The sequence below is a fragment of the Shinella zoogloeoides genome, from assembly GCF_020883495.1.
GTDB classification, from domain to species: domain Bacteria; phylum Pseudomonadota; class Alphaproteobacteria; order Rhizobiales; family Rhizobiaceae; genus Shinella; species Shinella zoogloeoides.
This window is the reverse complement of record NZ_CP086610.1, coordinates 3,165,954-3,179,768: the sequence shown is the minus strand read 5'-3', so window position 1 is coordinate 3,179,768 and position 13,815 is coordinate 3,165,954. Positions and strand designations below refer to the sequence as shown.

Annotated in this window: 11 protein-coding genes and 2 pseudogenes; 12 read left to right on the top strand and 1 reads right to left on the bottom strand. The window is 56.1% G+C overall.

Going from position 1 to position 13,815, the window contains the following annotated elements; genetic code table 11:
- Window positions 1-168 precede the first annotated feature (168 nt).
- Window positions 169-1,265 (bottom strand): annotated as a pseudogene (locus tag K8M09_RS15675) (IS3 family transposase).
- A gap of 302 nt (window positions 1,266-1,567) precedes the next feature.
- Here K8M09_RS15675 and K8M09_RS15670 point away from each other — a divergent pair.
- The 12 genes and pseudogenes from K8M09_RS15670 (at window position 1,568) to wecB (ending at window position 13,510) form a co-directional block, all read left to right on the top strand.
- Window positions 1,568-2,821 (top strand): lipopolysaccharide biosynthesis protein, encoded by a 1,254-nt coding sequence (locus K8M09_RS15670; RefSeq protein ID WP_160787965.1) that lies wholly within the window; start codon window positions 1,568-1,570, stop codon window positions 2,819-2,821.
- 21 nt (window positions 2,822-2,842) lie between these two features.
- Window positions 2,843-4,003, top strand: a complete 1,161-nt coding sequence (pseC, locus tag K8M09_RS15665; RefSeq protein ID WP_160787964.1) for a UDP-4-amino-4,6-dideoxy-N-acetyl-beta-L-altrosamine transaminase — start codon at window positions 2,843-2,845, stop codon at window positions 4,001-4,003.
- Window positions 4,000-4,722, top strand: coding sequence for a pseudaminic acid cytidylyltransferase (pseF, locus tag K8M09_RS15660; RefSeq protein ID WP_160787963.1), 723 nt, complete (start codon window positions 4,000-4,002; stop codon window positions 4,720-4,722). The genes pseC and pseF overlap by 4 nt, the downstream gene beginning before the upstream one ends.
- Window positions 4,709-5,836, top strand: coding sequence for a UDP-2,4-diacetamido-2,4,6-trideoxy-beta-L-altropyranose hydrolase (gene pseG / locus K8M09_RS15655; RefSeq protein WP_160787962.1), 1,128 nt, complete (start codon window positions 4,709-4,711; stop codon window positions 5,834-5,836). Before pseF ends, pseG begins: the two co-directional genes overlap by 14 nt.
- 1 nt (window position 5,837) lies before the next feature.
- The gene (gene pseH, locus K8M09_RS15650; protein ID WP_160787961.1) at window positions 5,838-6,392 is read left to right on the top strand and encodes a UDP-4-amino-4,6-dideoxy-N-acetyl-beta-L-altrosamine N-acetyltransferase; all 555 of its coding nucleotides are present in this window, start codon (window positions 5,838-5,840) and stop codon (window positions 6,390-6,392) included.
- 1 nt (window position 6,393) lies between these two features.
- Window positions 6,394-7,443, top strand: coding sequence for a pseudaminic acid synthase (gene pseI, locus K8M09_RS15645; protein WP_160787960.1), 1,050 nt, complete (start codon window positions 6,394-6,396; stop codon window positions 7,441-7,443).
- A 120-nt stretch (window positions 7,444-7,563) separates the two neighbouring features.
- Window positions 7,564-8,244, top strand: a complete 681-nt coding sequence (locus tag K8M09_RS23740; protein WP_160787959.1) for a CatB-related O-acetyltransferase — start codon at window positions 7,564-7,566, stop codon at window positions 8,242-8,244.
- A gap of 8 nt (window positions 8,245-8,252) precedes the next feature.
- Window positions 8,253-9,053: a motility associated factor glycosyltransferase family protein gene (locus K8M09_RS15635; RefSeq protein ID WP_160787958.1), complete on the top strand. Its 801-nt coding sequence runs from the start codon at window positions 8,253-8,255 to the stop codon at window positions 9,051-9,053.
- A gap of 243 nt (window positions 9,054-9,296) precedes the next feature.
- Window positions 9,297-9,986, top strand: a pseudogene (locus K8M09_RS15630) (transposase).
- A gap of 215 nt (window positions 9,987-10,201) precedes the next feature.
- The gene (locus K8M09_RS15625) at window positions 10,202-11,230 is read left to right on the top strand and encodes a polysaccharide biosynthesis protein (protein ID WP_160787957.1); all 1,029 of its coding nucleotides are present in this window, start codon (window positions 10,202-10,204) and stop codon (window positions 11,228-11,230) included.
- Window positions 11,212-12,351 carry a polysaccharide biosynthesis C-terminal domain-containing protein gene (locus tag K8M09_RS15620; RefSeq protein ID WP_160787956.1) on the top strand — a complete coding sequence of 380 codons (1,140 nt, stop codon included), beginning with the start codon at window positions 11,212-11,214 and terminating at the stop codon, window positions 12,349-12,351. Before K8M09_RS15625 ends, K8M09_RS15620 begins: the two co-directional genes overlap by 19 nt.
- 16 nt (window positions 12,352-12,367) lie before the next feature.
- On the top strand, window positions 12,368-13,510 hold the full coding sequence (gene wecB / locus K8M09_RS15615) for a non-hydrolyzing UDP-N-acetylglucosamine 2-epimerase (protein ID WP_324256100.1): 1,143 nt from the start codon (window positions 12,368-12,370) through the stop codon (window positions 13,508-13,510).
- The last annotated feature ends 305 nt before the right edge of the window (window positions 13,511-13,815 follow it).

Here is a 13,815-nt window from a genome sequence, read left to right as displayed (position 1 = left end):
GGGCCTGTGCTCTGGAGCGGCTGGAGATCGGCAAGTCGTTTTCCACGGTACTGCTTACTGGTCACCGCTTATGGCGGTCTACAAAGGCGTACTGTAGGGAGAGTTGCGGATTTTTGCTCGCCAAGACTGGGGGATTTCCGTTGACGTGCTCCCCCTGATCGTCCGCGTTTACAAGTTAGCTCTGTCTATGTTCTGATCCTGTTTGGACCGGGCTGTAAACTCATGAGGGGCAAGCCGTTGGGGCTCGTGTGCGGGCGGTCCAAGTTATAGTCGTTTCTCCAGCATTCGATAATCTCCCTGGCATGGCGGTAGCTGGTGAATAGGTGCCCGTTAAGGCATGCGTCCACTGAAGCTCTTCACGAAGCCGTTTGCAATGGCTTGGCCAGCGCGATGTAATGCCACGCGACAGCATGATCCTGCTGTCATTTTAGGGTGGCGTTCGACGCCAGTTCGGCTCCGTTGTCCGAGACGATCATGCAGGGATAGCCCGTTCTGAGGGCGATCCCGTTCAGTTCACGACCGACACGTTCGCCGTACAGCGAGTGTCGACCACGCTAGCAAGACACTCTCGGCTGAAGTAGTCGAGGACACAGAGAATGCGGAAGCGCCTGCCGTCGACCAGAGCATCGGAGACGAAGTGCAGGCTCCAGCGCAGGTTAGGTTCCTGCGGGATTGCCATCGATGCTCGCGTTCCCAGCGCTCTTTTGCGACCGCCGCGCTTGCGCACGGTCAGCCGCTCTCCTCCTTGTAAAGCCTATACAGCTTCTTCCAGTTGACCTTGATACCTTGCCGCTTGAGCGACATGCAGGCTACGATAGCCGAAGCGACGCCTTTGGCTGGCCAGTTCCTTTAGCCTCGTGCGGGGCGCGGCGTCATCGCCCCGCGTCGACCGATAGCGGAAGACACGCGGGTCTATGTCGACCAGACCGCAAGCGCGGAGCTGGGAATAACCTTTCTCGCTCATAGCCAGTTCACGGCGTTCCTCCTTGAGCCGGGCTTCAGAAGTTTTTTCCGAGCATTTACTTCAGCGTTGATACATCGAACGCCGCTTCGGCGAGAAGGCGCTTCAACTTGGCATTCTTGTCCTCTAAAGCCTTCAGGCGCTTGGTCTCCGGCACGTCCATTCCGCCATACGTCGAGCGTCACTTGTAGAAGGTCGCGTCGCTGTCACCATATTTGCGGCACATTTCAACAGCCGACAACCCAGCCTGGTGCTCCTTCAAAATGCCGATGATCTGTTCGTCAATGAAACGGCATCGCTTCATTTTCTGTCTGCATCTCCAGAGAACAGCCTAATCTTAAAGCGAGGATATTTCAGGGGAGCATGTCAGAACCAAATTTGCAATCCATGGTGCCCACTTGATCATCAAGCCCTTAAAGGCCATAACCCCTCGGCAAAATCGACGGTGATCCCTCGGTGGCGGTTAGATGACCCGGATTGCACCGAAGCTGCCGTATGGATCTGATGCAGAAGCGATACCACGTCGCTAGAGTTGTTGCAAAGTTACCGGAAAATCTAGAAGGCGAAGCGCAAAGAGCATTTATAATGGTTCTATAGGGGAGTTCTTTGCTTTTCAGTGCTGAGAGAATTGTCAACATTGTATTGCGGAGTATGACGCTTTGCATACGGTTTTTATTTATATTTTTTTTGGCAAAATACATAGATCCTTCTTCAATTGGCTACTACGGTATTTTTTCTGCCACGGTTTCCTATGGAATGTATTTTGTTGGGTTGGATTTCTATATTTATACCACGCGCGAGATTATACGGACTTCCGAAGGCCGGAGAGGTCAGATGCTCAAGGGGCAAGCAGCGTTATCGGCGGTACTTTACGTACTGCTGCTACCTCTCGCGATCCTTCTGCTTCGGTATGTCGGCTGGCCCATTTATCTGATCTGGTGGTTCGCCCCGCTTCTGCTACTCGAATATTTCAATCAGGAAATATACCGTCTGCTCATTGCGTTATCGCAACAGATTTCCGCTAGCCTACTCCTATTTATGCGTCAGGGGAGTTGGGGGCTCGTAATTGTCGCCCTGATGGCTTGGTGCGCGGAGAGCAGGAATCTCAATGCTGTTATGGCGCTGTGGGCATTCTCCGGGGTGGTTACCGCCGCGCTAGGCATTGTGAAATTGAGGAAGTTGCGGATGGGCGGCTGGCGTCTTCCAATCGACTGGGGGTGGATCAGGAAAGGCGTCGTCTTAAGCGCGGCTTTTCTCGGCGCAACCTTGGCTCTGAGGGGCATCCAAACCGTCGACCGATACTGGTTGGAAGCGCTTGGTGGTATACAGATGGTTGGGGCCTATGTGCTGTTCCTGGGTATAGCCGGCACCTTGTTAGTATTTCTTGACGCGGGTGTGTTCGCTTATGCTTGTCCAGAACTTATCCGGCTGGCTCATGACGGTGAACATGCCCTGGCCCGCAAGCGCATGTGGCAGATACTGCTGCAGACCCTGGCATTGTGTGTAGCCTTCGCCTTTGTCAGTTGGTTGGTGCTACCCTTCCTATTGGATTGGATTGGTGACCCGGTCTACAAGAATGCGATTCGGCTGTACCCTTGGATATTGATGGCAATGACAATCAACGCCCTCGGCATGGTGCCGCATTATGTGCTTTATGCCTACGGGAAGGATAGGTCGATTATCGCAAGCCATTTGGTGACTCTGCCGGTGTTCGGGTTATCGACATGGCTGGTGGGCATGTTTCAACCCCTTCTGGCGGTGCCGATCGGCTTGGGCGCATCCTTCATTCTGATCCTTGTCTGGAAGACCGTCGCTTGCTGGCGGCTCGGTCGTAATACCGGCATGGCTACGTCCTCTTAACATCGGAACGGTTCAACCAACATGATTCGCTATGGGCAACAGGATATCACGCAGGACGATATTGACGCCGTCATCGGTGTGCTTAAATCCACAAATTTGACCCAAGGTCCCAATATCCCGGCATTCGAGCAAGCGGTGCTCGCGCATGTCGGCGCCCGCCATGCGGTCGCCGTCAACAGCGCCACATCGGCGCTGCACATCGCCTGCTTGGCGCTCGATCTCGGTCCCGGCGACTGGCTGTGGACGACGCCCAACACCTTCGTCGCCTCTGCCAACTGCGCTCTCTATTGCGGCGCACAGGTCGATTTCGTCGACATCGACCCCCGCACCTACAACCTCTGCCCGCAGGCGCTGGAGCGCAAACTCATGGAGGCTGAGAGGGTCGGCCGTCTGCCCAAGATCGTTGTGCCGGTGCATTTTAGCGGTCAGCCCTGCGATATGGCGGCAATCCATACGCTTGGCCTGAAATATAACTTCCGCATCATAGAGGATGCCTCGCATGCTATCGGCGGCCGTTACAAGGGCGAGCCGATCGGCAATGGCCGCTACAGCGACATCACGGTTTTCAGCTTCCACCCTGTTAAAATCATTACCACTGCTGAAGGCGGCATGGCTCTGACCAATGACGATGGGCTGGCGACACGCCTCGGCTTGTTACGTAGTCATGGTATCACCCGTGACCCAGCGCTGATGACCAAGGGTATGGATGGGCCGTGGTACTATCAGCAGGTCGCGCTCGGCTACAATTACCGCATGACGGACATACAGGCCGCCCTCGGTGTTAGCCAAGCGACCCGCTTGGCCGAATATGTCTTGCGCCGCCACGAGATTGCGGCGCGATATGAAAGCCTGATGACTGATCTGCCACTGACCCTGCCGTGGCAGCATCCAGATAGCCATTCGGCCTGGCACCTCTATGTGGTCCGCCTACAGCTCGACCGGATTGAAGCCACGCATCTTGAGGTGTTCGATGCGCTGCGCGCGCGCGATATAATGGTCAATCTGCATTATATTCCGGTACATATCCAGCCGCATTATCAGGCAATGGGTTTCCGTGAGGGCGATTACCCACACGCGGAGCAATATTACCGGGAAGCGATCAGCATCCCGATGCACCCAGCATTGACCGATGCCGAGCAGGATTTCGTCGTCAAAGTGCTGCGGGAGGCGATCGGGCAATGAGGCTTGCCGTCATCCCCGCGCGGGGCGGTTCCAAGCGTATTCCGCGTAAGAACATCCGGCCGTTCGTGGGACTCCCAATGATTGCCTGGTCAATCCGCGCCGCGATTGAAAGCGGTTGCTTCGAACGCATCATCGTCAGCACCGATGACGCCGAGATCGCCGAGGTCGGCCGGGAATATGGGGCGGAGACGCCGTTCGTGCGCCCGGCCGTACTGTCGGACGATCATACCGGGACCATTCCCGTCATCGCTCATGCGGTGCGGTGGCAGGACGAGAACGGCCCGACGGCGCAGGAAGTCTGCTGCATTTATGCGACCGCACCCTTCATCAGGGCCGCTGATATCCGACGGGGGCTCTATGTGCTCGACGATAGCGGTGCGGACTATGCCTTTTCCGTCACGAGCTATCCGTTTCCAATCCAGCGCGCGCTCCGATTGACGCCGGAGCGACGTGTGGAGATGTTACAGCCCGAGCATTTCAATACCCGTTCGCAGGATCTGGAAGAAGCCTGGCACGACGCTGGGCAATTCTATTGGGGGAAGGCAAAAGCGTGGTTGACGGGGACGCCACTGTTTGGTCCTGCCAGTGCGCCGGTTCCGCTGCCGCGCCACCGCGTTCAAGATATCGATACGTCCGAGGATTGGAAACGGGCGGAACTCATGTTCAAGGCTGCGGTGGATACCGGAGTGAAGGCGTCGATTCAAAATGACCCACGATAGCCGCCAACCCAAGCGTATCGCTTTCCGTACCGACGCCTCGGTGGAGATCGGCACCGGCCACGTCATGCGTTGCCTGACGTTGGCGGATGCTCTGCGCGAAGACGGAGCGGAGTGCCTGTTTCTGTGTCGTCGGCATGAAGGGAACCTGCTCGAGTTGATTGCCGGCCGCGGGTATAAGGCCATTGCCTTGCCTCGCCCCGATGCACTGGCTGCCATGGATTGCGATGCTCCTCCCCACGCGCATTGGCTCGGTACGAACTGGGCTACTGATGCGCAAGACAGTCTTGAGGCACTGGCCGGTGTATCTACGGACTGGATGGTCGTGGACCACTACGCGCTTGATCGCCGATGGGAACAAGCGGTGCGCCCGAGCTATCGCCGCCTGCTGGTGATCGACGATCTCGCCGACCGCCCGCACGATTGCGACCTCCTGCTCGACCAGAGCCTTGGTCGGCGGGTTGAAGACTACTGTGATCTGCTGCCGCCGGACGCGCAAACCCTGATCGGTCCGCGCTACGCCCTGTTGCGTCCCGAGTTCGCCGCCCTGCGCGCCGAAAGCCTGGCACGGCGTGAGCAGTCAGAGTTCAAGCATCTGCTCATCACGATGGGCGGTGTCGACAAGGACAACGCGACTGGCGCGATCCTCGACGCGTTGGGCGGCTGCGAGTTGCCACCTGACCTGCGGATTACCGTGGTGATGGGCCCGCATGCACCCTTTCTGGCGCAGGTAAGGGCGAAAGCCGCCGCGATGCCTCGGCCGACCCGTGTGCTGGTCGGCGTGCACGATATGGCGCGCCTGATGACAGACGCAGATTTTGCCATTGGCGCGGCGGGCAGCACCTCTTGGGAGCGCTGTTGCCTCGGCCTGCCGACGATACAATTGGTTTTGGCTGAGAATCAGAAAGAGGTCGCAGCGGCTTTCGCAGAGTTGAATGCTGTTATTGCTATTCCTACCGTGCCGTCTTTACAGAAAATTTTACCCAAACTGCTGAAAGATCCGGCGTTTGAGCAATTGCGCTTACTTTCAAGATATTCGAGCGGCATCTGCGACGGTCTTGGTGTATTGGCCGTTATAGAGGGGATGTTGCAAGAGACCATTTCCTTGGGGGTATAGAATGAGTATTTCCGGCCGACTCCGTCCGATCGCCGACAATGAACTTGACCTTATGTTGTCATGGCGAAATGCGCCCACCGTTCGCGCCAATATGTATACGCGGCACGAAATATCGGCTGAGGAGCATATGGCGTGGTGGGAGCGGACTCGCCAGCGCACTGACCAGTACTATTTCATGTACGAGGATTGGAGCATACCGTTAGGTATTGTCGGCTTTACGATGGTTGATCGAGTCAATTCCAATTGTTCCTGGGCGTTCTATGCATCCCCCGACGCACCGCGTGGAACGGGTTCGCGTATGGAGTTCCTTGCGTTGGACGAGGTTTTCAGCAACATGCGTTTGCATAAGCTGTATTGTGAGGTGCTGGCCTTTAACATGCCGGTGATAGGATTGCATCGGAAGTTCGGATTTCGTATCGAAGGGACATTTCGCGGCCAGCACTTGCGAGACGGTGCCTTTGTGGACATCGTTCGGCTGGGGATTCTCTCCCAAGAATGGGCACACAGGCGCGGGGCGATGCAAGCCGTGCTCGCCTGCAGTCAACAGGAACGATAACATGATTCCAGAGCTGAAGATCGCCGGTCGCGCTATCGGCCCAAGCTATCCTCCCTATGTGATTGCCGAGCTGTCGGCCAATCACAACGGTTATCTGGATATCGCCTTGCGCATCATCGAGGAGGCGCAGAAGGCGGGTGCCGACGCGGTCAAGCTGCAGACCTACCGCCCCGATACCATAACGCTTGACAGCGATCGGGAGGAATTCAAAATTAAAGGGGGGCTGTGGGACGGGCGTACGCTCTATGAGCTCTACGAGGAAGCCCATATGCCGTGGGAGTGGCACAAGCCGCTGTTCGACTATGCGCGCAGGCTCGGTATTACCATTTTCTCCTCGCCTTTCGATACGACGGCCATCGATCTGCTCGAGGATCTTGGCGCGCCAGCCTACAAGATCGCTTCGTTCGAGGCGGTGGACCTGCCGCTCATCCGCTATGCGGCCGCGACCGGCAAGCCGATGATCATCTCCACCGGCATGGCCGACGAGGAGGAAATCGCGGAGGCGGTCGCCGCGGCCCGCGATGGCGGCTGCCGCGAACTGGCATTACTGCACTGCGTCTCCGGCTATCCCGCGCCGGCCGCCGATTACAATCTGCGCACCATTCCCGACATGATGGATCGTTTCGGCCTTGTCACCGGCCTGTCCGATCATACACTCGACAATACCACGGCTATCGCTGGCGTTGCGCTCGGCGCCTCCATCATCGAAAAGCATTTCACGCTCGACCGCAACGGTGGTGGACCCGACGACAGCTTTTCGCTGGAGCCGGCGGACATGGCCGCGCTCTGCATCGGTGCGAAGACCGCATGGGACGCGCTTGGCCGTATCGATTACGGTCGTAAATCAAGCGAGCAGGGTAACATACAGTTTCGTCGTTCGCTCTATTTCGTGAAGGATTTGAAGGCCGGCGAGATCATCACTGCCGATGCCGTGCGGAGTGTGCGGCCAGGATACGGGCTTGCGCCGAAGCACCTAAGTATTATTCTTGGGAGAAGACTAATAAAGGATGCCTTGAGTGGGACTCCAACAAATTTTACATATTTTTCTTGATGTTTTTATGTAAATATTATTTATATTGTATTTTTTGGTATGGTTAATTCTTGAATTTAACTATCATAAGTATCGAGTCTCTCTGTCTATCGTGGTGTGTTTTTTTACATAAAAATTATCATGCTTGGGTGGAATATGGCGATTTTCTCAATGCTTCGAACTCGATTCTTACGGGCGGTGAAAGGCTTTATTGATCCATTGTTGTCGATGGCGGATAATAAGTCTTTTGTGGATCCAAAAGCCAAATTAAATCGGTTTGTTAGGATTAATAATAGCAAAATAGGTAGGTATAGTTATGTTGGTCCGCGAACTCGCGTATGTAATGCCGATATTGGGTCATTCTGTTCCATAAGCTGGGATTGTTTTATTGGGCTTCCATCCCACATGGCGGAGCTTGTATCGACCTCTCCAATTTTCGTGGAAAAGTATAACGGTACGGGATTCAGTTGGGTGGAGACTGAGTCCGCCAGTTATGTCGAGCGTAGAGTTAAAATCGGACATGATGTATGGATCGGTGCCAACTGCATGATCCTTGAGGGTGTTCAGATAGGTAGCGGGGCGATTGTCGGCGCGGGAGCAGTTGTGACTCGAGACGTTCCTCCCTATTCTGTTGTAGGTGGCGTTCCTGCAAGGCATATTAAGCTCAGATTCCCGGAAGAAGTTGTGGCTGCCCTGCTCCAGGGGGCTTGGTGGAATGCATCGGAGAGCGAAATCCGCTCAGCGATGCATTTATTTACAATTTCAAATCCATCTCTAGAGAATATTGCAGATTTACCTAGCGCCACTCGTAACAGCTCTTAGAGGTTATAATGTCGTATTTTGAGTTGCACGAAAAGATTAACAGGGTGCTTTATCGCGCTTTTAATGTCGCAAGTGATGCTGTCTTCTGGATGAATCGTGACCTTCACGCCAGTCTAGGTAGGAATAAAAAATACAAAAATTTACACAAAGGAGAGCGTTGCTTTATTATTGGCACTGGCCCCTCTCTTAAAAAAATTCCGGCTGAGCACCTTGCATTTTTAAGCTCAGAGTGTGTTTTTGGGGTGAATTCTATGTATAAATCCGATATTCTAGATCATTTAAGGCCTAGTTATTACTCATTATTTGACAACCAATACTGGATAAAAGAAATTAATGAATTTAGTGAGATTATTAATAAATATATATCTAGTCCTCCTGTTTTTATAACTGACATTAGAGCCAGGGATTGCATCCGAGACGATTTAGATTGCGTGTTCGTTTATTCTAAAAATTATCCAGAAAGTGTTGTTAGATATGATTTATCTAGTAATGTATCTTCTGTCATGAATGTTGTTAGTTATTCTATAATTTCTGCTATGTATATGGGGTTTAGAGAAATATATCTTTTGGGGTGCGACTATAATCTATTCTGCTCTCGTATGAATAATCATTGCTACAGCGATGCATTGGACGATCAAAGCTTGCCGACCTACAATTTGGCATTTTACCTTAAATACTATCACATTACTACGGAGATTCATTACCTTATAGCAAAATTGGCTAAAGAAAATCATATTAAGATAGTGAACTTAACAGACGGGAGTCTTCTTGATGCGTACCCCATGGGGGGGGTGTCTGATTTTCTCTAGGCTCAGGGCCTATTAATGCGAGCTGAGATGTGGGCAAGGGCAGAGCGCAACATCGGTGCGGCTCTTTGGCGTTCCGCCAGTTAAAGTGAGTTATTCTCACCGGCCGAGCGCAAAAATTACTTCAGGGTTGCTGGATCTGACGAAGCTTATACCGAACGGATTCGAGATGGGTGATTGGATCAAATTCTTGTCAAGATTGGACGGTTCTGTTTCGGAATGAGTTCTGGTGCATGGAGGGCAGTCATGCGCGATCTATTCCGGCTATCGAATGAAGCCTGGACGACGTTGAAGCCGCATTTGCCAAAGAGCCAACCGAGCAAGTCCCGGGTAGGTGCCGACGTATCATCAGCTGCATTCTGCGCATCCTGAAAACCGGTGCACGGTGGTGGAACGTGCTGCCCGAGTACGGCCCGGCGAAAACGATCTATAAACCTGATATTCCCGCTGGGCTCGGTGCGGTACTTGGCAGTGTGTCCTCGCTAGAGTGGCTGCTTCCAGGCCAACCCCTGATGAAATGATGCTCGACAGTTCTTAGGTGAAAACCCATCGCTCTGCATCTGGCGGAGATGGGCGGGCTTGTGGCCGGATCGTTGCCGTCGCACTGACACTTGGAAATATTGCAGATATCTCCATGGCTCGGCCCATGTTGGAGGTTATTTCTCAGACTCGCCGTCCGATCGCCGACAACGCTTGCAATGCTGATTGGCTGCATCTTTTGGCGTAAGAAGCGAGGCATTAAAGTGGTGATCTCCGACCAAGCAAGTCGTAGTGCGCCTGTCCGCTCAATCGTCCCGCCTATTATAAACGTCGAAACGTCATTGAATGCTTGTTCGGAAGGCCCCAAAAAACTGGAAGCGCAGCGCAATGCGATATGGTTGCCTCGCTGTCCACTATCTCGCTGCAATTGTCCTCGTTGCTCTTGCGATGAAGTAGTTTATGGGGTGCTTGCCTTGGCCTCATACTCGGCATAAGTGAGATGGACGACGATGTCGGCATCCCAGTTCCAACCTCCTGCTGCCGTGGTGTGGTCTGTATGCGTCGGACTCATCGCATTGTCCGGCATGCTGAGGTAGCTTTACCTTTGAGAGCCGGCTCGTTATACCGCACCATAAAGGTGGTGCGAGAGTTGGCGCTACAGGGTGCAAGGTATGAAAAACGAGTGTGTTCTCATCACCGGCGGCACGGGTTCGTTCGGCAAGACCATGCTGCACGACCTCTTGCAGCGCGGCTGCGGAGAAATCCGCATCTTCAGCCGTGACGAGGAAAAACAAGACGCACTGCGTAACAGGCTTCGCAATGAGAACGTTCGTTTTTACATAGGAGATATTCGGGACCGAGACAGCGTGACCAGGGCGATGGCCGGTGTCAATCGCGTTTTCCATGCTGCGGCGTTGAAGCAGGTGCCGTCCTGTGAATTCTTCCCGCTCGAGGCAGTGCGCACCAATATCCTGGGTTCCGAAAATGTGATCCATGCGGCGGTAGCCGCTGGCGTGCGCTCAGTTGTCTGCCTGTCCACCGACAAGGCGGTGATGCCGGTCAACGCCATGGGCATCTCCAAGGCGATGATGGAGAAGATCGCCATTGCGCTTGCCCGCGCTATCGGGCCGGATGCCGCGACGACCATCTCACTCGTGCGCTACGGCAACGTCATGTATTCGCGTGGCTCAGTAATCCCCCTTTTCATCAATCAGATCAAGAGTAGGCAGCCTATCACCGTGACCGAACCGGCGATGACGCGCTTCCTAATGCCGCTGCGTGATTCCGTGGCGCTTGTGAACCATGCCTTTACCTGCGCGCGCCAAGGTGATCTCTTCATCCGTAAGGCGGCCGCCTCCACCATAGCCAATCTCGTACGGGCGCTCGCCGAGCTGCTGGGCGTGCCTAACCATCCTGTCGAGCAGATCGGTTGGCGCCACGGTGAGAAGCTCTACGAAACGCTGGCCACCGCCCAGGAACTCGGCCAGAGCGAGGATATGGGCGACTATTATCGCATCTGCATGGATGGCCGCGACCTCAATTATCGCGCCTATTTCACCGAGGGCGAGGATGAGACGGCGCGGCGCGAGGACTATCACTCGCACAATACCGAGCGTCTCGATGTTGACAAGGTGAAGGCGCTGCTGCTGACTCTTCCCGAGGTCCAGGCGGAGCTTTACGCGTGGAACAAGCCGGCGTGAAGCGTTTCGTTGTCACCGGCGCTGCGGGGCTGCTGGGCTGGCACGCCTGCGCGCGTCTCCATGCCTCAAACTGCGCGGCGGCTTTTCGCAAGGCTCCGCCCCCCTTCGACCTCATCACGCTCGACCACCGCGCCTTCGTCGACCCGGTTCTCCTGCGCGAGGCCCTGACGGGTGCCGATGCCGTGCTGCACTTCGCGGGTATCAACCGGGCCTCGGATGAGGAGATCGAACAGGGCAATCCGGCGATCGCCGGAGCCTTGGCGCAAGCTTGCCGTGAGGCCGGCGCCGACCCGCATATCGTCTATGCCAATTCGACCCATGCCGCTTGCGATACGCCCTATGGCCGCGGCAAGCGGCGGGCAGGGGATATTCTCGCCGACTCACTCTCGCGCTATACCAATCTGGTGCTGCCGCATATTTTCGGCGAATGCGCCCGGCCGCGCTACAACAATGTCACCGCCACCTTCATAGAGCAGGTGATCGCCGGCGAGAAGCCGTCGGTCGACCCGGACGGCCGAGTGCAACTCCTCCATGCGGGTGCTGCCGCGCAGACCGCGATCGATGCAGTGCTTGACGGCGCGACCGGCATGCGACGCCCGGAGCCTCGCCCCATGGCCGTGGGAGAGCTGCTCTCCCGGATCGAGGCATTTCATGCCGCTTACAGTGCAGGTCTCTTTCCCGATCTTGGCGATGCATTCGACCTCGCCCTGTTCAACAGCTACCGCGCCGCGCTTTATCCGAACCGGTTCCCGCGGTCGCTCAAGCTCAACAGCGACGCGCGCGGCACGCTGTTCGAGGCGGTGAAGGGCGGCGGCGGCGGCCAAACCTTTGTAAGTTGGACCGAGCCAGGTGCCACGCGCGGTCAGCACTTCCACCTGTCCAAGGTCGAGCGCTTCCTCGTGCTGGCGGGCGATGCGGTGATCCGTATCCGCCGGGTGCTGCACGAGCCAATATGGGAATACCGCGTCAGCGGCGAATTCCCCGCGGTTATCGACATGCCGACGCTTCACACGCACAGTATCGAGAATGTCGGCCACACACCCCTGCTCACATTGTTCTGGACGCAGGAGGTCTTCGACCCGGCGGCTCCAGACACTTATGCCGATCCTGTAATGAGGTAAGACGATGCTCAAGGTGATGACCATATTGGGGACCCGTCCCGAGATCATCCGCCTGTCGCGCGTGATGGCGCGGCTCGACCGGCATTGTGACCACCGCATCGTCCATACCGGCCAGAACTACGATTACGAGCTGAATGAGATGTTCTTCGAGGATCTGGGCGTGCGCAGGCCGAACCATTTCCTTGGCACGGGCGGCGGCACGCTGGGCGAAACGCTTGGCAGGATCCTGATCGAGAGTGAACGTGTGATCGGCGAGGAACGCCCGGACGCCGTGCTCATCCTCGGCGACACCAATTCGGCGATCTCTGCCATCATGGCGCGACGCATGAAGGTGCCGGTTTACCATATGGAGGCCGGCAATCGCTCCTTCGACCGCAATGTGCCGGAAGAAACCAACCGCAAGCTAGTCGACCATATCGCCGACTTCAATCTTGTCTACACGGAGCATTCGCGCCGGCATCTCCTGTCCGAGGGCATCGCCCATCGGCGCATCTATCTCACAGGCTCGCCGATGCGCGAGGTGCTGGAGCACTATCGCGACCGCATCGACGCGTCAGACGTGCTGGAGCGCCTCGCCCTCAAGCCGCGCGGCTATTTCATCGTCTCGCTGCATCGCGAGGAGAATGTCGACTCGGCCATACGCCTTTCGGCGCTGGTCGAAACGCTGAGCACGCTTGCCGCGTGCTACGACATGCCAGTAATCGTATCGACCCATCCGCGCACGCGCAAGCGGCTGGAAGCGCTGGGGGGGGGGGGGGCTGCGCTCGATCCGCGCGTGCGGTTTATGAAGCCGTTCGGCTTTCACGACTACAACCGTCTCCAGACCGGTGCCTTCTGCGCCGTTTCCGACAGCGGCACTATCGCTGAAGAGGCGTCGATCCTCGGCTTTCCAGCCATTACCCCACGCGACGCCATCGAGCGCCCGGAAGGGCTGGACGCGGGATGCATCATCATGACGGGACTCGACCGCGACACGATCCTTGCCGGTGTCGATGCGGCGGCGCGCCTGTTCGCTGAGCGCGAGGCGGCGGGGCGGGCGCACCCGGTCCCGGACGACTACCGCATCGCCGATACGTCCGAGCGTGTCGTCAGCCTGATCCTCGGTACGGCGAAGCTCTCCAATGCATGGGACGGCATTCGCGTGAACGATCTCAACTGAGCGGATGCCCGGCAACAGCAAAGCTGCGCAAGCGCCCATTCGCGCCTGTGCCGGCATGGCTGGCGCCCGACCTTACGCCCGCTGAGGCCGGCCGCGCTCCGATCTATCGTTGCGACCTGGTGCCGGGATGTGATAACCTTCCTAAAACAGGCGTTTAGCCGGCCGCTATCCGATGAATCCGGTCGCGCCGGAAAGAAGGGTTCCGCACTTCGTCACCGTCTTCCTATACCTCAATCGACCTGTCGCCATGAATGGCCACGAGAGCGTCTTGTGAAAATACTATTCATATCTCAGCATTTCTTTCC

Coding starts and splice junctions, on each gene's coding strand:
- pseC (WP_160787964.1), top strand. CDS start 2,843: ATGATTCGCTATGGGCAACAGGATATCACGCAGGACGATATTGACGCC.
- pseF (WP_160787963.1), top strand. CDS start 4,000: ATGAGGCTTGCCGTCATCCCCGCGCGGGGCGGTTCCAAGCGTATTCCG.
- pseG (WP_160787962.1), top strand. CDS start 4,709: ATGACCCACGATAGCCGCCAACCCAAGCGTATCGCTTTCCGTACCGAC.
- pseH (WP_160787961.1), top strand. CDS start 5,838: ATGAGTATTTCCGGCCGACTCCGTCCGATCGCCGACAATGAACTTGAC.
- pseI (WP_160787960.1), top strand. CDS start 6,394: ATGATTCCAGAGCTGAAGATCGCCGGTCGCGCTATCGGCCCAAGCTAT.
- K8M09_RS23740 (WP_160787959.1), top strand. CDS start 7,564: ATGCTTGGGTGGAATATGGCGATTTTCTCAATGCTTCGAACTCGATTC.
- K8M09_RS15635 (WP_160787958.1), top strand. CDS start 8,253: ATGTCGTATTTTGAGTTGCACGAAAAGATTAACAGGGTGCTTTATCGC.
- K8M09_RS15625 (WP_160787957.1), top strand. CDS start 10,202: ATGAAAAACGAGTGTGTTCTCATCACCGGCGGCACGGGTTCGTTCGGC.
- wecB (WP_324256100.1), top strand. CDS start 12,368: ATGACCATATTGGGGACCCGTCCCGAGATCATCCGCCTGTCGCGCGTG.